A 16,592-nucleotide genomic window follows, 5' to 3' on the forward strand; every position below is an offset into this window, starting at 1 on the left:
TTTTCCGTGCGCGGCGTGCACGGATGTCCTAGAGAGTGCGGGCGTGAGGCTTGGCCTGCGCACAGTTTCACCCCTCAACCCGCCAGCAAGGACCGGACATGCGCCATTTCCTTTCGACCGCAGATTGGACCCGCAACGAACTTCAGGGGCTGCTCGACCGAGCCAGTGCCTTCAAGTCCGGGGCGGTGAGCCGATCGCTCGAAGGCAAGTCGGTCGCCCTTGTCTTCTTCAATCCGTCCCTGCGCACCCGGTCGTCCTTTGATATCGGCACTCACCGTCTGGGCGGGCACGCCATCGTGCTCGATGCCAAGGGCGCGACCTGGCCGATGGAATTCGGGGATGGCGCCGTCATGGACGGGGATGAGGAAGAGCATGTCCGCGAGGCGGCCCGTGTCCTGTCGACCTATGTCGACCTGATCGCCATTCGCTGCTTCCCGCATTTCAAGGACTGGCAGTCCGAGCGCGAGGATCCGATGATCCAGGCTTTCGCCCGGCATGCGACGGTTCCGGTCATCAATATGGAGACTATCGTCCACCCCTGTCAGGAGTTGGCCCACATGCTGGCGCTGCAGGAGCGCATGGGGCCGATCGCCGGCAAGACTTATCTCCTGACCTGGGTGCCGCATCCCAAACCGCTGAACACAGCCGTGGCCAATTCCTCGCTGCTGATCGCCTCCAAATTCGGCGCCAATGTCCGCATCCTGGTGCCGGACGAGGTCTACCGCCTGGACGAGCGCTATATGTCCTCGGCCGAACAGTTCACCGCCGAGGGCGGCGGGTCGGTCAGCCTGACGACCGATGTCGAGGCCGCCTATGATGGCGCCGATGTGGTCTATGCCAAGAGCTGGGGGGCGTTGCCCTTCTATGGCAATTGGGATGCCGAAGCGCCTTATCGGGCCAAGGGCGCCGATTTCATGATCACGCCCGAGAAAATGGCGCTGACCAATGAGGCCGCCGTCAGCCACTGCCTGCCGATGCGGCGCAATGTGAAGATTGCCGATGCCGTGGTCGACAGTCCGGCCTTCATGGGGATTGAGGAGGCGGCCAATCGCCTGCCGGTCCAGATGGCCGTGATGGAAGCCCTCGCCCAGCAGGCGGGAGGGGTGGAATGACCACGAACGGGCCGGGCGTCCGGCAGACCATCGTCCAATTGCTGTCGCACATGCGCGACGGCAAGGAGATCCGCGAATATCTCCACCGTTTTTCCGGCATCGACCAGGAACGCTTCGCCGTCATCAAGGTCGGCGGGGCTGTCATCCAGGACGATCTGGAAGGCCTCGCCTCGGCGCTCGCCTTCCTGCAGACGGTCGGGCTGACCCCGGTCGTGGTGCATGGCGGCGGCCCGCAACTCGATGCGGCTCTCGCGGCGGCCAATATCCCGACCGAGCGCGTCGACGGACTGCGTGTGACCCGCGATGAGGCCATTCCGATCATTCGTGACACGCTGACCCAGGCCAATCTGACCCTGGTCGATGCGATCCGCGATGCCGGCGGCCGGGCCGCCGCTGTGCCGCGCGGCGTGTTCGAAGCGGATATTGTCGATGAGGCCCGCCTGGGCCGGGTCGGTGAGCCGCGTCGCATCCATCTCGATCTGGTCGGGTCTGCAGCCCGGGCCGGGCAGGCGGCCATTCTCGCTTGCCTGGGCGAAACGCCCGACGGCAAGCTGGTCAATATCAATGCCGATGTGGCCGTGCGCGCCCTTGTGCACGCCCTGCAACCCTACAAGGTGGTCTTCCTGACCGGGACGGGCGGTCTGCTGGATGCGGATGGCGACATCCTGTCCTCGATCAACCTGGCCACCGATTTCGGCGAGCTGATGCAGGCCAATTGGGTCAATGGCGGGATGCGGTTGAAGCTGGAGGAGATCAAGCGTCTGCTCGACGATCTGCCGCTCTCTTCCTCGGTCTCCATCACCCGCCCGGCCGAACTGGCGCGCGAGCTTTTCACCCATGCCGGTGCCGGCACGCTGATCCGCCGCGGTGAGCGCATTGTCTCCACCGATGACAAGGCGGCGCTCGATCTGGGCCGGATGGACAAGCTGGTCACCGCCGCCTTCGGGCGTTCCGCCGTTGCGGGCTATTGGGACAATCTGGTCGTCGACAAGGCCTTCGTCACCGAGAGCTATCGGGCGGCGGCGATCACCACGCGACTGGATGGCTGGATCTATCTCGACAAGTTTGCGGTCCTCGACGAGGCGCGCGGCGAGGGTCTGGGGCGGACGGTCTGGAACCGTCTGGTGGAATACGCGCCGCAGCTGATCTGGCGCTCGCGGACCAGCAATCCGGTCAATGGCTTCTATTTCGAGGAATGCGACGGCGCGATCCGGCGCGACGAATGGACCGTGTTCTGGCGCGGCGATATGGCCCCGTCGGAGATTGCCGATGTGGTCGAGAAGGCCTTCGCCCTGCCGCCGACGCTCGAGGCCCCGCAATGAGTGTGCGGCGGGTCGGTCTGGTCGGTGCGCGCGGTCATACCGGGCGAGAACTCCTGCGTCTGATTGCGGACCGGGCTGATCTCGAGCTCGCCTTCGCCAGTTCGCGCGAATGGGCCGGTCGGCCGGTGGGCGAGATGGCGCCGGAGATTGCCACCGATCTGGCTTTCGAAGCGCTGGCCCCGGCGGATATCGCGGCGCGCGGCGTGGACGCGGTCATCCTGGCTTTGCCCAATGGCGCGGCGGCACCCTTTGTCGCCGCTATCCCGGACGAGACGGTGATTGTCGACCTGTCGGCTGATTATCGCTTTGATGAGGGCTGGACCTATGGCCTGCCGGAAATCCATGGCCGCGAGGCCCTCGCCGGAGCCACCCGGATTGCCAATCCGGGCTGTTATGCGACCTCTGGGCAGCTGGCTATTGCGCCGCTGCGCGGGCATCTCGTCGGTGATGCCCATGTCTTCGGCGTGTCGGGCTATTCCGGGGCGGGGACCACGCCATCGCGCAAGAATGACACGGCGGCGCTGGCCGACAATCTCATGCCCTATGCGCTGAGCGGCCATCTGCACGAGCGCGAAATGGCCCGGCATATGGGTGAGGGCGTGCGCTTCACTCCGCATGTCGCCGCCTTCTTCCGCGGTATCGTCGCGACCACCCACCTGACCCTGGGTCGCGCGATGAGCGTGGCTGAGGTCGAGGCGCTCTTTACGCGGACCTATGCCGGTGAGGCGCTGGTCACGGTGATCGACCGGATTCCGGAAGTGCGCGACGGCGCGCTCCAACCCGGCGCAGTCATTGGCGGCTTCTCGCTTGATGAGAGCGGCCACAAGCTGGTCGTTGTGTCGGCGCTGGACAATCTGCTCAAGGGCGCTGCGGTGCAGGCGATGCAGAACCTGGCCCTGGCGCTGGGCCTGCCTGAAGGCGCTTACTCGTCCTCGCCGCTATAACCGCGCAGAGGGGTCGTGGTATCGGCCTCATCATGCGCCCGCCAGCGGATTTCATACGCTTCGTCGCGTTCGACACGTTGATGGCCCTCGGCCACCCACAGGCTGAAATCGCGCGTATAGCCATCATCCAGCGCAATCGCGAGCTCACTCACGGGCTCGAAACGGGCGAAATCCTCCCGCAGGCGCGGCACTTCGCGCGGCCGGTTGGACACGATCAGCAGCAGGCCGTCCTGGTCGTCTGACAAGGGCCAGACGTCCTCGGCATGATTGGACGGTCCGGCATGACGCAACCACATCGCCATGCGTCCCTCCAGCTGCGGCGCGTAGCGCTGCATCTGGTGGAAGGCATTACGGTCGTCAAAGACGATCAGGGCGTAGTCGTCGGCATTGGCCGCCGCGACGATGGCGTCGGCGGTTTCGTCCCAGGCGCGGATACGCTTGGTGGCATCGCCCGCGCCGAGCGCCTCGACGAGCGCCGGGCTGCCGGCGAGCGCGACCACGAAGAGGCCGATTGCGCTGTGCAATCCGATCGAGCCGAAGAGGGCCCAGCGTCGCCATGTTGCACCGCGCAATAGAAAGCCGACAACCAGGAGTGTGCCCGCGATATAGGTGGCGGCGGCCCAGTTGGCGTGGGCGCGCGAGATGAAGGCCTGGACCATGACCACGGCGAGCGGCGGCAGGGCGTAGATGACCAGCAGGCGCTCGTCGGGATCGAGGCGCAGGAAGCGGGAGAGGGCGAGGCCGAACACGGTCAAAAGCACGGCGAAGGTGACCGGACCGAACACGCCCGGCTGGGCGAGCAGGAATTCGATCAACTCGCCGGGATGAAAGAGGTCGCCGCCCCAGTTCGCATTGGCCGCAGTATGGCTGACTGTGGCGAAGTCATTGGCAGCATTCCAGGCGAGATTGGGTGCCAGCATGGCCAGAAATGTGCCCAGCGCCGCCACGCCACGCAGGCTCAGAAGCGCTGTCCGGCTTGCTGTGTCAAACACCAGGACGAGACCGGTCGAGGCCAGAAAATAGATCATCGCGTATTTCGACAGGAAGCCGAAACCCAGGGCCACGCCGAGGCCGATGGCTGCGCCCCAGCCGCCGCCGGCGCGCAGCCTCAGCAAGGCGAAGAGGCCGCCCGACCAGGCGCAGAACAGCACCGCATCGGTGGAGATCACCACACCGGACAGCCAGACACCCGGCATGGTCAGATAGAGGGTCGCTGCCCAGAAACCGGCCCGGTCGCCCCATAATTGGCGCGCGCCCAGCATCAGGAAAATCGCGGTCCCGGTATGCAGGAGCGGGGCGGGCAGGCGAATGGCAAAGTCGCTGTCGCCGATGAGCGTCGTCGACAGCGCAATCAGCCAAGCGATCATCGGCGGCTTGGAATAATAGCCCCAGTCGAAATGGCGCGACCAGACCCAGTATTGCGACTCGTCCTGGTAGAGCGAGACCGGACTGATCGCCAGCGCGACAATCCGCAGGATCGCAAAACCGGCGATCAGCACGAGCGCAGCCCGCGTCCACGAGAAACGATTCGGCAAAAGGGGGGGGGACGACTCGGTCATGTCGGGTCCGAAGGCCTGTTAAAAAGTGTTACATTTTCGCCGCAGCCTATGCGCTTTTCGACTCCGACCGTAAAGGCCTGCGTGGATAAAAATCTGCGTTGGAAAATTTCCGGAGTGGCGGATTTTGAGGTTTTGTGCGGCTGCACACACATATCTTGCGGTTTGCTGCAGTTGCGAGCGCAATGTCTGCCGCTCTGCAACACGCGGGCTGTCACAAAAGCTTCGTGTATGTGTCTTGGAAAGTTCGACGGCCCGGCGTAGACGGCCCCTGCTTCGTACGGGGAACGCCTCCCCACTCTTCGGTTCATTCGGGGGACATGCTCAATGTCTTTTACTAAAAAACTTTCACTCGGCACGGCGGCCATCGCCCTGCTGGCTGCGGCGCCTGCCGCGGTTTACGCCCAGCAGACCACAGGCTCGATCGCCGGTTCGGTGTCTTCCAGCAATGGCAGCCCGGTCAATGGCGCGACCGTCACTGTCCTGCACCAGCCGACCGGCTCCGTCCGTACGACGACGGTCAGCTCGACCGGCGCTTTTGCCGCCGACAATCTTCGCCCGGGTGGTCCTTACATCGTCACCGTGACGGCGCCGGGCTTCGCCGGTCAGCGCGTCGAGGGTGTTTTCATCGAACTGGGTGCCTCCACGGAACTCAGCCTCAGCCTTGATTCCGAGTCCGCCGACGTCATCGTCGTGACCGCCTCCGCGATCAACGCCGTTGAAGTCGCGGTCGGCCCGTCGGCCGTCTTCACCCAGCAGGACCTCGAGCGTCTGCCGTCCGTGAACCGCACGATCAACGACATCATCCGGACCGACCCGCGCGTCTATGTCGACGAAGCTGATGTCGACGGCATCCAGTGCGCCGGCGCCAACTCGCGCTTCAACTCGCTGACCCTCGACGGTGTCCGCATCAATGACGGTTTCGGCCTGAACCGGAACGGTTTCCCGACCGAGCGTCAGCCCTTCCCGTTCGACGCCCTGTCCCAGGTCGCTGTCGAGCTGGCACCGTTTGACGTCTTCTACGGCGGTTTCTCGGCCTGTAACATCAACACCGTGACCCGCTCCGGCGGCAATGAATTCCACGGTGGTGCCTTCTACGACTACACCAGTGACTCCCTGCAGGGCGACAGCCTTGAAGGCTCCGGTGTCCAGGCTCCGGAATTCGACGAGCAGCGCTACGGTTTCCACGTGGGTGGCCCGATCGTCGAAGATCGCCTCTTCTTCTTCGTGAACTATGAGCACCTCGAAGGTGCCAACACCTTCACGCGCGGCGTTGAAGGCTCTGGTGCCCTGAACGAAGTGGCCGGCTTCACGCAGGCCGAGTTCGACGAGATCCTCGACATCGCCCGCACCGTTTACAACTACGATCCGGGCTTCGCACCGTCGAGCTTCCCGAACGAAGACGACAAGCTGCTTATTCGTCTGGATTGGGAGATTAACAACCAGCACCGCGCTGACTTCGTTTATCTCTACAATGACGGCTACAACATCACCGCGTCTGATGGTGACCCGAACGAGTTCGAATTCTCCAACCACCTCTATGAGCGTGGCGCCGAGCTGAACCGTTATGTTGGTTCGTTGTATTCGGATTGGACCGACAATTTCTCCACCGAAGTCCGCATCGGCTTCACCGATCTGGTCAACCGCCAGAATTCGATCGGCCAGGACGGCTTTGGCGAGATGCGCATCACCGACAGCAACTCGGTTGCCGTCGATGGCACCGGTCAGCGCAACACGATCTACATCGGTGAAGACGACTCCCGTCAGTCGAACGAGCTGAACTACACCGTGTTCAACGTGGTCGCCCGCGGTTCCTACACCTGGGAAAACCACACCTTCTCGTTCGGCTATGAGCGTGAAGAGACGGAGATCTTCAACCTCTTCGTCCAGCACACGATCGGTCAGTACGACTTCGACAGCATCGCCGATTTCCGCAACGGTATCCCGGACGATATCGACTACAACAACGCGCCGAGCCTGAACCCGGCCGACGCGGCTGCCGATTGGGGTTATGCCTCCAACGCCCTGTACGCACAGGACGAATGGGACCTCGGCAATGGTGTCGTCGTGACCGCCGGTCTGCGCTACGACTTCTACACCTCTGAAGATTCGCCGCGTGAGAATGCCAACTTCCTGGCCTCTTACGGCTACTCGAACGCCCAGAACATGGACGGTCGTGACCTGCTTCAGCCGCGCCTCGGCATCCAGTGGGACGTCAATGACGATCTCTCCCTGCGTGGTGGCTTCGGTCTGTTCTCCGGTGGTGATCCGAACGTCTGGCTCTCCAACACCTACTCGACCGACTTCATCTCCCAGTTCGGCGTCAATGAAGGCCTCTTCTACGGTGCCGGCTTCTCGACGCTGTTCGACGCAGGCGTTGTCTATCCGGATGGTGCCGGCCCGGGTTACTCGGTTCCGTCCCAGCTGATCGACGCTGTCGCCGCCGGTACGGGTTCGCCGGGCTTCGAGATGAACAATCTCGACCCGAACTTCGAAATCCCGGGTGAGTGGAAAGTCGCCTTCGGTGGTACGTATGACCTCTACGTTCCGATGGACAACTTCCTGGGCGGTGACTACCGCATCAATGCCGACCTGCTCTGGTCGCAGGATCACAACGCCGCGATCATCACGCGTCGTGACCTGATCGAAAGCGGCACGGGCCCGGCTGGTTTCCCGCTCTACTCCTCGCCGAATTCGCCGGACACGCTGGAGCTGACCAACACCGATGTCGAAGCTGAGAGCATCAACTTCGCCTTCACGGTCGAGCGTGACTATGACTTCGGTCTCAACTGGATCTTCGGCTACGCCTATAATGACGCCGAAGACGTCCAGCCGATGACCTCGTCGGTCGCTTTCTCGAACTACACCAGCCGCGCATTTGTCGGCGCGAATGACGAGATCGCGTCCCTGTCCAACTACAACATCTCGCATCGCTTCACGCTCAACGTGAATTACGAGCACGAGTTTGTTCAGGACTATGCGACCCGCTTCAGCCTCTTCGCGCTGGCCTCGTCGGGTCGTCCGTTCAGCTACACCATGAGCGCTCGTGGCGGTGGTGATCTGACGAACTTCACGCCCTTCCTGTCGGGCGACAACTGGCTCCTCTACGTGCCGACCGGTCCGTCGGACGCCAATGTCGACTTCTCCGGCATGTCGGCGGCTGACGTCACGGCCTTCTTCGACTTCATCAATGAAGCCGGCCTGAGCGGCAATGCGGGCGGCTTTGCCGAGCGCAATGGCGACGAAGGTGGCTGGTGGACCAAGGCTGACCTGCGCATCTCCCAGGAGATGCCGGGCTTCATGGAAGGTCACCGTTCGCAGTTCTTCATCGACATCGACAACTTCACCAACCTGCTGAACGACGAGTGGGGCATCCTCAACGAGGCTGGCTTCCCGCGTCGTAACCGGGTCGTCGATGCTCGCCTCGTGAACGGCAGCAGCCAGTTCGCCTACACGAACTTCAACAACCCGACGACCGAGACCCGCGTGGGCGGTGCCTCGCTCTGGTCGGTCCGTGTTGGCCTGCGCTACAACTTCTAAGGCGCAGTCATCATCTGACACATGGGAAGGGCGGCTCTCGGGCCGCCCTTCTTTTTTGCGTGAAGGTCTGGCTTTTTTGCGCGGGCGACTATCCTTTTTGCATCTCGCCAAGAAATCGGCTGCGTGATAGAGGCGCGGCCATGACAATCGACCTGCCCCACGAAACCTCGCCCCAGGCGCATCTCTTCACCTGCTGGCCTTCGGATGCCACGTTGTGGGAGGAAGATCTGGAACCAGCCCAGGCCGAGTTCGCGACCTTTCTCAAGGCCGCGATTGCCCCGTCGGCGACCGGCCGCACGCTGAACCTCACCATTCTCGCCGCAAGCGGCCAGGCGGAAGCGTCGGCCCGCCAGGCGTTCGGGCATCAGGCGCGCGTGGTTCGTGCGCCCTTCGGCGATGTCTGGGCCCGCGATACCGGTCCGGTCTTCCTGCGCCGCGATGGCGAGGCGGTGGCGGTGCGCTTTCGCTTCAATGGCTGGGGCGGCAAGTATGAGCTGCCCGGTGACGACACGATTGGCGGGGTGATCGCCAAGTTGGCCGGCGCGCGCGAAGAGGCGGTTGATCTGGTCGCTGAAGGCGGGGCGCTGGAGTTTGACGGCGAGGGGACGCTGATCACCACACGGCAATGCCTGCTCAACCCCAACCGCAATCCCGGCCTGGGTGAAGCCGAGGTGGAAGCCCGGTTGAAGACCGCACTCGGCGTCAAAAAAGTTCTGTGGGTGGATGAGGGCCTGGTCGCTGATCACACGGACGGCCATATCGACAATATTGTCCGCTTTGCCCGTCCCGGCGTCGTCGTCTGCCAAAGCCCCTGCGGGGAGGATGATCCTCAGGCTGAAGTGCTCGAGGCGATCGCCCGTCAGCTCTCGCGCATGACCGATGCCCGCGGCCGGCGCCTTCAGGTGCAGCGCATTCCGTCGCCCGGTCGGGTCGATCTGGGTGATGGCGAGGTCGTGCCGGCCAGTCACATGAACTGGGTTATCGGGCCGCGCCATCTGGTGGTTCCGGTCTATGGCACACCCGGCGGTGCGGCTGCGATCACCGCCTTGCGCAGAATTTTTCCCGATCATGAGGTGGTCGGCGCCTCGGCGCGTGCCATACTGACCGGTGGAGGGGCCTTCCACTGTGTGACGTGTCACCAAGCCGGAGAGTAAGGATTGATCCGATCCGTTCTGACAGCCATGACCTGTCTCCTCGCGTCTGTGCCCAGCCAGGCCCAGATATCTGCCAGTCCTGATGCGACCGATAGCGGTTTCCTGGATGCCGGTGCCGCCTATCCCTATCTCGAGACGCTCGAAACCCGCCTCGACGCGGCCATGGCGGACCGTCGGATTGTCGGTCTGGTAGCGGCCGTCATAGAGAATGGCGAGCCGGTCTATATTTACACGCATGGTGAAACCGCGGCCGGGTCCGGCGAGGCCGTGACCCGCGAGACGCTGTTTCGCGCGGCCTCGGTCTCCAAGACCTTTACCGGCACCCTGCTTGGCTTGCTGGAAGCGGACGGTCTGGTCGACCTGTCTGCGCCGATCCCGGGAGATGTGCTGCGCGTACGCGGCAGTCGCCAGCCGACGCTGGAGGAAATTGCCAGTCATCGCACCGGCCTGCCACCGAACGCCTATGATCTCGATCTGGAAGCCGGTCAGGCGCCATCTCGGATTCGCGAGCGGCTGGCCAGTGTCGATCTGCTGTGCCCGGTCGGCGATTGCTATACCTATCAGAATATCGCCTTCTCGGCGCTCGAAAGCGTGGTCAGCGAGGCCACGGGTGAGGATTTCGGGACGGCAATCCGCAGTCGCCTCATCGAGCCCCTCGGCCTGCCGGCGGCTTCAGTCGGGACGGCAGCGCTGACCGCGTCGCCCTCCTGGGCACGGCCGCACAGCGGTTGGCGACGACTCGCCAATCGCGCCGGCGACCCGGAAACGCCCTATGACACCATCCCCTCGGCGTCCGGGCTCAACCTCTCGCTCGACGACATGATCGTCTGGGCGCAGGTCCAGATGGGCGCGCGTCCGGGGCTGTCCGATACTGTGCGTTCGCGGATTCATGCGCCCCTGACCGATACGCTGCGCGAGACGCGGCGGCTGGGCGAGTTGCGTGAACGTGTTGATCAGACCTGGTACGGGCTGGGCTGGCGCATCTATGACTGGGAGGGTCGGACACTGGTCCTGCATTCCGGTTATCTTTCCGGCTATGGCGCCCAGATTGTGCTTGAACCGGAGACCGGTTTCGCCTTTGTGGCGCTCTGGAATTCGGACAACCGTCCAGCCTGGTGGTTGTGGCCGACCGTGATGGATCTGCGGACAGGGGATGGGCCCGGACACTGGCTCGACCGCTTCCTGGAGGATTGATGCCCATGGCAAGAACGCTCACCGCCGCCGGTCTGCAGGCCGCCTTCGGCACGGATATGGATGCCAATATCGCCACGGTCAGTGCGCTGATCCGTGAGGCCGCCGGCCAGGGCGCCCAGGTCATCCTGCCGCCGGAACTTTTTCAGGGCCCCTATTTCTGCAAGGTCCAGGACGAGGCCTTCTTCGCCACGGCGTACCCGGCGCTGGAGCATCCCTGCGTGACGGCATTGCAGCCGCTGGCGGCCGAGCTGGGCGTGGTGATCCCGGTCTCGATCTATGAGCGCGACGGGCCGCACTACTATAATTCGCTGGTGATGCTGGATGCCGACGGGTCGGCGCTGGGCGTCTATCGCAAGAGCCATATTCCCGACGGGCCGGGCTATATGGAGAAATTCTACTTCCGGCCGGGCAATACCGGGTTCAAGGTCTGGGACACGAAATTCGGCCGGATCGGCGTCGGGATTTGCTGGGATCAATGGTTCCCGGAAGCGGCCCGGGCGATGACCCTGATGGGCGCCGAAGTCCTGCTTTATCCGACCGCCATCGGCTCGGAGCCGCATGATGACAGTCTCGATACGGCAGAGCGCTGGCAGCGCGCCATGCAGGGCCATGCCGTGTCGAATGTGATCCCGGTGGTCGCGGCCAACCGGATTGGCGATGAGGAGGGGCAGGTCTTCTACGGCTCATCCTTCGTCACCAGTCATACCGGCGAGAAGGTCTCCGAGCTCGGGCGCTCAGACGCCGGCATCGTCTCTGGCACGTTCGATCTGGATTTCCTGCAGCGGCATCGCGCTGCCTGGGGCTTCTTCCGTGATCGTCGTCCGGACCTCTACGAGCCCTATTTCTCGACGCGCTCGTCCTGATTGCCCGGGTCGCGCCCGGCAGCGCGGCGACGTCCGGTCGGCAAGAGCATGACGATCACAAAAGCGACGGCAATGGCCGGCCATCCAAAAGCGATGGCCTGGTCTGTCTGACCCTGGGTCAGGCTGAAAGCGGATGCCGTCAATCCGCCGGCGGATACGGTCGCTGCGGTGAGCAGCATGGCAAGGCTGTAGCCCATGCATTCCTCCATCACCCCCGCATGGTCGTTATCATCGACCCCTCTATGGCCTGAGCATGGCAGAATTGGGCTAACACTTGGTTTCCGTCCTCGCGCTCGTCAGCGGGCCGGGCCGGTGCGGGCCGGTCGGGATGACAGCGGGGTGGACTCCCACGCTTCGAATCCCGCTCGCGAAAAGAACTTTGTGTTGTAAAGTAAGCGGCATCAATCGAAGGAGAACGACATGCCTGCCACTTACATCCAATCCCGTACCCGGTCTGCCCCCAATTCCAAGCCCGCATTCGCCGTCCGTATCGGCGCTGTCGGTTTGGCGGTGGCCCTCAGCCTGGCCGCTCCGGCTCTGGCGCAGGAAGCGCCGCCGACACAAACGCCGGGAGACGCCCTGGCCAGCATGATCGGCAGCTGGGAGGGCACGGGCTGGTCCATGATGCCCGATGGTAGCCGCGAGACCTTCGACATTTTCGAGCGTGTCGAAAGTGTCGGGGCCGGCAATGCGGTGATGATCCGCGGTATGGGCTATGCCCCGGCCGGGGCCGGCCGCGACGGGCGACTGGTCCATGATGCCGGTGGTGTCGTGAGCCTGGAGGCCAGCGGCTATGAGATGTTCGCGGCCACGGCGCGCGGCGGTCCCGAGGCTTATGAGATGACCATTACCGAGACCGGCTATGTCTGGGAGATTCCGCTGGGTGCCCAGGGGCGCATGGTGTTCACGGCCGTGATCGATGACCAGACCTGGACCGAGACGGGCGAGTACTGCCCGCCTCAAGGCGACTGTTTTCCCAGCCTGTCGATGACGCTGACCCGGCTCGCCGACTAAGCGTCAGACGTGCGCGTTGACCAGGGCGCCCAGTATGCCGTCGATGATGAATTGGGCGGCGAGGGCGGCAAGGATGACGCCGAGGATCCGGGTGATCATGGCGGCCATGGAGTCGCCGATCACCCGCATCACCGGGCCGATGGCCAGGAAGGTGATCAGGCAGATGACCAGGATCACACCGGCCGAGCCCAGCACGACGCCCTTTTCCATCCAGCCGCCGGCGTCGGACATGTAAAGCATGACCGTGGCAATGGCGCCGGGACCGGCCAGCATCGGGATGGCCATCGGGAAGACCGAGATATCGTCCCAGCGTTCCGGATGCTCGTCATGCTCCTCGATAATGCCTTCGGCCCGCTCTTCGCGGCGCTCGGTACGCTTTTCGAAAATCATTTCCAGCGCCATCAGGAAGAGCAGGACGCCGCCGGCAATGCGGAAGGCGTCGAGGCTGATATGCATGGCCTCGAGCAGCCAGCCGCCCGCCAGCGCGAAGCCCAGCAGGACGCCGGACGCAATCACCACGGACTTGATCGCCATGGCCCGCTTGTGCGCTTTCGGCGCGCCATTGGTCAGCGACGCGAAAATCGGCGCGACGCCGGGCGGGTCGATGGCCACGAAAAACGTGACGAGGGCGGAGGTGAAAATCTCGAGCATTGCGACAGTCCTGTTTGCATGGCCCGCATAACTGGGACAGGCGGCGAGGTCACGGTTTTTCTTGCGCATGGCCAGGCAGGATAGGTATGCAATTAAGCAAACCGGTCCGCCCGACGCGAATTCCCTTGCTGCGACACGGGGCGCGGTCCACGCTCGCGCAAACAGGGAAAAACTCATGATCAGACTTGCCGGACTGTCGCGTCTGACCACGCTGGTGTGCATGCTCGGCCTCGCAGCCGGGCTGGCCGCCTGCGGCGAAGCCCTCGATGAGGGCAGGGTGCTGCACCGGGGCAACCGGCTTGAGCCGGGCAGCCTGGATCCGGCCATCGCCGTGATCATGGACGAGCGCACCATCGTCTCGGACATGTTTGTCGGCCTGTATGAGGCGGGCCCGGACGGTATGCCGGTCGAAGGTCTGGCCAGCCATGTCGAAATCTCGGCTGACGGGCTGGTCTGGACCTTCACCCTGCGCCCCGCCCTGTGGTCGGACGGTCTGCCCATCACGGCGGATGATGTTGTCTTCGGCCTGCGCCGCACGCTCGATCCGGCGACCGGCAACCAGTATGCCGCGCCGCTCTTCCCGATCGCCAATGCCGAGGCGATCTATGCCGGCGAGATGGCGACCTCCGAGCTCGGCGCCGTGGCAATCGATGATGCGACGGTCGAGATCTCGCTGGAATATCCGGCGCCCTATCTGCCCTCCATCCTGATGTATTGGGGCCAGCCCATGCCGCGCCATGTCATCGCCGAGCATGGCAATGCCTGGGTCCGCGCCGAGAATATCGTCACCAGCGGTCCCTTTACCCTGGAGAGCTGGCGTACCGGCAATTACATCCATCTCAGTGCCAGCGAGACCTACTACGCCGCCGACCGGGTCTGCCTGGATGATGTCTATTTCTACCCCACGATCGACACCGCCGCGGCCGAGCGGCGGGTGCGCGGCGGCGAGCTCGATCTCAATGTCGAATTCTCGGCCGCCAATACCGATTTCCTGCGCGAGCGGGCACCCGAAATCGTCCAGACTGTGCCCGGCCTCTATAGTCGCGGCATCGACTTCAACACCCAGTCGCCGCCCTTCGACGATGTCCGCGTGCGACGCGCGCTCTCCATGGCGATTGATCGTCGCTTTATCGCCAATGACATTCTCGGCGGCGATGATGTCCCGGCCTGGCGCGAAGTGCCCGAGGGCATTCCCGGTCGGGCCGAGCAGGTCGGTCTGGACTATGCCGATACCGATATGGAGACCCGCCGCGCCGAGGCCCGTGCCTTGCTCGAGGCAGCCGGTTTCGGGCCGGATAACCCCTTCCGCTTCACCCTCTACTATCAGCCCGCTGCCGGTTGGCCGCGTATCGCGCCGGTCGTGCAGCAGGACTGGCGCCTGATCGCCCCCTGGGTCGAGGCCGACGTGTCCTCGCGCGACAGTCAGATCCATTACGCCGCCATGCGGGTCGGCGACTACCAGGCGGGAACGACGGCCTGGGTACCCGACTTCCTCGACCCCTATGGCATCCTCCTGCAATGGGAGAGCCGGGCCGGGGAGATCAATTATACCGGCTGGGATGACCCGGCCTATGACGCGCTCACCGAGCAAGCCCTGCACACGGTCGATCCGGCGCGGCGGGCAGCCCTCTTCGGCGAAGCCGAACAGCTCATGCTCGACGCGCACCCCACCACGCCGATTTTCTTTGAGGCGACCCGCCGTCTCGTCTCGCCGCGTGTCACCGGCTGGGTGACCAATCCGGCCGGCATCAATCAGAGCCGCTGGCTGTGTGTGGTGGAGGCGGAGTAGGGGGAGTCATGCCAGCCGGGGGTGATCGTCTCGCCCTCACGCCGGCCCTCGACCAGCTCCCAGCTTGTCTCCCAGCGCGGTTCGGGCACTGGGACGCCGGCCTGTCGGGCGCGGCGGATGCGTTCGGCGTCCTTTTCGACCTGAAGGTCGAACTCGACCTCCTCGACGCTGGCGCCGACGGCCTTGTACCACTCCATCTTCGCGTCGCGCCGGGCGATCCGGGTCTCGGCGGTCAGGCGTATCTCTTCGCGGGCCAGCGCCACTTCGGCCCGGGCCTGGGCGATGAAACCCCTGGCCAGCTCCAGCAGTCTTTCCGCTGCCCGGTCATCACCTGTATTGAGCGCCAGCGCGGCGGCGCCCAGGCAATGACGTCCCGTCATCCGCCCGTCAGGGGCCTCCCTATCCGGCCGTGCCTGGAATATCGCCGCGCGACGGTGAGAGCCGAGGCTTCGGCGATGGCGGACGGGGAGGCGACGTGACATGGGCTTTCCTTTCTTGATCGGAGTGAGTGGTGAAACCGGGCAGATTTGCCCGCGCCACGGTGTTGCCACCTGGCGATATGAGGCGTGCGGGGTCCCGGCCGATGCCGGTTTGGCAATCTGTCTTGTGTGATCGGGCACCCCGCACACGGAGATTTACTCAGGGCCGTTACCGGCCCCGTCTCGAAACCGACAGGAACAAACGGTCGAGCTTTGTGCCGCCGTCCTGCCGATGGCCACGCCGGGTTGGTCTGGCGGTGATTCCAGGCAACCGGACGAGCTCCGTCCTCCCAACGCCCCCGGATCACCAATCCGGGCCTCGAGTGACGCGGGACAGGGGGATTATGGGCTAGGTGTGATGGGGGGCGGATAAGTTTTGTGGATTTTCCGCTTCAAACACCGTCATCCCGGCGAAAGCCGGGACCCAGCGTGCGACGCAAGCTATTGCCATGTTTGGCGAAATCGAGCTTGCGAGACTGGGTCCTGACTTTCGTCAGGATGACGGTGTGGGTGGTGAGGTGTGGGGGATAACCTGCCTCTCCCCGTTCGGGGAGAAGCACCACGTCGGCCTTGCCTCGCCAAACTCACACCCCATTTTTCCCGGGCGAAGACCCGGGACCCACGGAGCGAGCCTTCAGGCGCTGAGTCTCCCGTCGGTCCCGGATCGTGCTGACGCACGTCCGGGAAAAATGGAGTGGGGTATTGGAAGGAAGGCGCCTCCCGGCGCGTACCACTCCCTCAATCCTTTGCCGAGAGGGCGCCGGCGGTGCGCTTCAATACCTGCACCAAGCTTGTCATCCCGGACGCAGGCCCGGCCTCGAGCCGGGCGGAGATCCGGGACCTATTGTCGCGAAGGCTTGCCGCACCGGGCGTGTGGGTCCCGGGTCTGCGGCCCGCTTTCGCGGGCCATTCGCCCGGGATGACAACAGGAAACTCGTGCGAGCACAAAAAAAAGCCCCGGCGTCACCGCCAGG

Annotated in this window: 13 protein-coding genes; 9 read left to right on the plus strand and 4 right to left on the minus strand. The window is 64.1% G+C overall.

Going from position 1 to position 16,592, the window contains the following annotated elements:
• Window positions 1–98: 98 nt before the first annotated feature.
• From Q0X62_RS01035 to argC, 3 genes are read left to right on the plus strand one after another with little or no spacing between them, the layout of a single operon-like run.
• The gene (locus Q0X62_RS01035; protein WP_297730666.1) at window positions 99–1,112 is read left to right on the plus strand and encodes an N-acetylornithine carbamoyltransferase; all 1,014 of its coding nucleotides are present in this window, start codon (window positions 99–101) and stop codon (window positions 1,110–1,112) included.
• Window positions 1,109–2,434: an acetylglutamate kinase gene (locus tag Q0X62_RS01040; protein ID WP_297730668.1), complete on the plus strand. Its 1,326-nt coding sequence runs from the start codon at window positions 1,109–1,111 to the stop codon at window positions 2,432–2,434. The genes Q0X62_RS01035 and Q0X62_RS01040 overlap by 4 nt, the downstream gene beginning before the upstream one ends.
• The gene (gene argC, locus Q0X62_RS01045; protein ID WP_297730670.1) at window positions 2,431–3,378 is read left to right on the plus strand and encodes an N-acetyl-gamma-glutamyl-phosphate reductase; all 948 of its coding nucleotides are present in this window, start codon (window positions 2,431–2,433) and stop codon (window positions 3,376–3,378) included. The genes Q0X62_RS01040 and argC overlap by 4 nt, the downstream gene beginning before the upstream one ends.
• On the opposite strand, the gene Q0X62_RS01050 is transcribed toward argC, so the two are convergent.
• Window positions 3,357–4,937: a glycosyltransferase family 39 protein gene (locus tag Q0X62_RS01050; protein WP_297730672.1), complete on the minus strand. Its 1,581-nt coding sequence runs from the start codon at window positions 4,935–4,937 to the stop codon at window positions 3,357–3,359. The two genes, argC and Q0X62_RS01050, sit on opposite strands and share 22 nt — an antisense overlap.
• 324 nt (window positions 4,938–5,261) lie before the next feature.
• Between Q0X62_RS01050 and Q0X62_RS01055 the strand changes: the two genes are divergently transcribed.
• From Q0X62_RS01055 to aguB, 4 genes are all read left to right on the plus strand, one after another.
• Window positions 5,262–8,474: a TonB-dependent receptor gene (locus tag Q0X62_RS01055; protein ID WP_297730674.1), complete on the plus strand. Its 3,213-nt coding sequence runs from the start codon at window positions 5,262–5,264 to the stop codon at window positions 8,472–8,474.
• 140 nt (window positions 8,475–8,614) lie between these two features.
• Window positions 8,615–9,628, plus strand: coding sequence for an agmatine deiminase family protein (locus Q0X62_RS01060; protein WP_297730676.1), 1,014 nt, complete (start codon window positions 8,615–8,617; stop codon window positions 9,626–9,628).
• 3 nt (window positions 9,629–9,631) lie between these two features.
• On the plus strand, window positions 9,632–10,822 hold the full coding sequence (locus Q0X62_RS01065; protein ID WP_297730678.1) for a serine hydrolase: 1,191 nt from the start codon (window positions 9,632–9,634) through the stop codon (window positions 10,820–10,822).
• A 5-nt stretch (window positions 10,823–10,827) separates the two neighbouring features.
• Window positions 10,828–11,685 (plus strand): N-carbamoylputrescine amidase, encoded by an 858-nt coding sequence (aguB, locus tag Q0X62_RS01070; RefSeq protein ID WP_297730680.1) that lies wholly within the window; start codon window positions 10,828–10,830, stop codon window positions 11,683–11,685.
• Here aguB and Q0X62_RS01075 read toward each other — a convergent pair.
• Entirely contained in the window at window positions 11,661–11,882 is a 222-nt protein-coding gene (locus Q0X62_RS01075; protein WP_297730682.1) for a hypothetical protein, read from the minus strand. The two genes, aguB and Q0X62_RS01075, sit on opposite strands and share 25 nt — an antisense overlap.
• Before the next feature lie 223 nt (window positions 11,883–12,105).
• Between Q0X62_RS01075 and Q0X62_RS01080 the strand changes: the two genes are divergently transcribed.
• Window positions 12,106–12,699, plus strand: coding sequence for a hypothetical protein (locus Q0X62_RS01080; protein ID WP_297730684.1), 594 nt, complete (start codon window positions 12,106–12,108; stop codon window positions 12,697–12,699).
• A 3-nt stretch (window positions 12,700–12,702) separates the two neighbouring features.
• Here the strand turns inward: Q0X62_RS01080 and Q0X62_RS01085 are convergent, their stop codons facing one another.
• Window positions 12,703–13,350, minus strand: a complete 648-nt coding sequence (locus tag Q0X62_RS01085) for a MarC family protein (RefSeq protein WP_297730686.1) — start codon at window positions 13,348–13,350, stop codon at window positions 12,703–12,705.
• A gap of 175 nt (window positions 13,351–13,525) precedes the next feature.
• On the opposite strand from Q0X62_RS01085, the gene Q0X62_RS01090 reads away from it, so the two are divergent.
• Window positions 13,526–15,139, plus strand: coding sequence for an ABC transporter substrate-binding protein (locus tag Q0X62_RS01090; RefSeq protein ID WP_297730688.1), 1,614 nt, complete (start codon window positions 13,526–13,528; stop codon window positions 15,137–15,139).
• On the opposite strand, the gene Q0X62_RS01095 is transcribed toward Q0X62_RS01090, so the two are convergent.
• Entirely contained in the window at window positions 15,103–15,519 is a 417-nt protein-coding gene (locus Q0X62_RS01095) for a hypothetical protein (RefSeq protein ID WP_297730690.1), read from the minus strand. The two genes, Q0X62_RS01090 and Q0X62_RS01095, sit on opposite strands and share 37 nt — an antisense overlap.
• Window positions 15,520–16,592 lie beyond the last annotated feature (1,073 nt).

The sequence above is a fragment of the uncultured Maricaulis sp. genome, assembly GCF_947259345.1.
Classification (GTDB): Bacteria; Pseudomonadota; Alphaproteobacteria; order Caulobacterales; family Maricaulaceae; genus Maricaulis.

Excerpts from the sequence above, each read along its gene's own strand:
- Q0X62_RS01060 (WP_297730676.1), top strand. The coding sequence starts at position 8,615 with ATGACAATCGACCTGCCCCACGAAACCTCGCCCCAGGCGCATCTCTTC.
- argC (WP_297730670.1), top strand. The coding sequence starts at position 2,431 with ATGAGTGTGCGGCGGGTCGGTCTGGTCGGTGCGCGCGGTCATACCGGG.
- Q0X62_RS01080 (WP_297730684.1), top strand. The coding sequence starts at position 12,106 with ATGCCTGCCACTTACATCCAATCCCGTACCCGGTCTGCCCCCAATTCC.
- Q0X62_RS01090 (WP_297730688.1), top strand. The coding sequence starts at position 13,526 with ATGATCAGACTTGCCGGACTGTCGCGTCTGACCACGCTGGTGTGCATG.
- aguB (WP_297730680.1), top strand. The coding sequence starts at position 10,828 with ATGGCAAGAACGCTCACCGCCGCCGGTCTGCAGGCCGCCTTCGGCACG.
- Q0X62_RS01035 (WP_297730666.1), top strand. The coding sequence starts at position 99 with ATGCGCCATTTCCTTTCGACCGCAGATTGGACCCGCAACGAACTTCAG.
- Q0X62_RS01095 (WP_297730690.1), bottom strand. The coding sequence starts at position 15,519 with ATGACGGGACGTCATTGCCTGGGCGCCGCCGCGCTGGCGCTCAATACA.
- Q0X62_RS01040 (WP_297730668.1), top strand. The coding sequence starts at position 1,109 with ATGACCACGAACGGGCCGGGCGTCCGGCAGACCATCGTCCAATTGCTG.
- Q0X62_RS01085 (WP_297730686.1), bottom strand. The coding sequence starts at position 13,350 with ATGCTCGAGATTTTCACCTCCGCCCTCGTCACGTTTTTCGTGGCCATC.
- Q0X62_RS01055 (WP_297730674.1), top strand. The coding sequence starts at position 5,262 with ATGTCTTTTACTAAAAAACTTTCACTCGGCACGGCGGCCATCGCCCTG.
- Q0X62_RS01050 (WP_297730672.1), bottom strand. The coding sequence starts at position 4,937 with ATGACCGAGTCGTCCCCCCCCCTTTTGCCGAATCGTTTCTCGTGGACG.
- Q0X62_RS01075 (WP_297730682.1), bottom strand. The coding sequence starts at position 11,882 with ATGGGCTACAGCCTTGCCATGCTGCTCACCGCAGCGACCGTATCCGCC.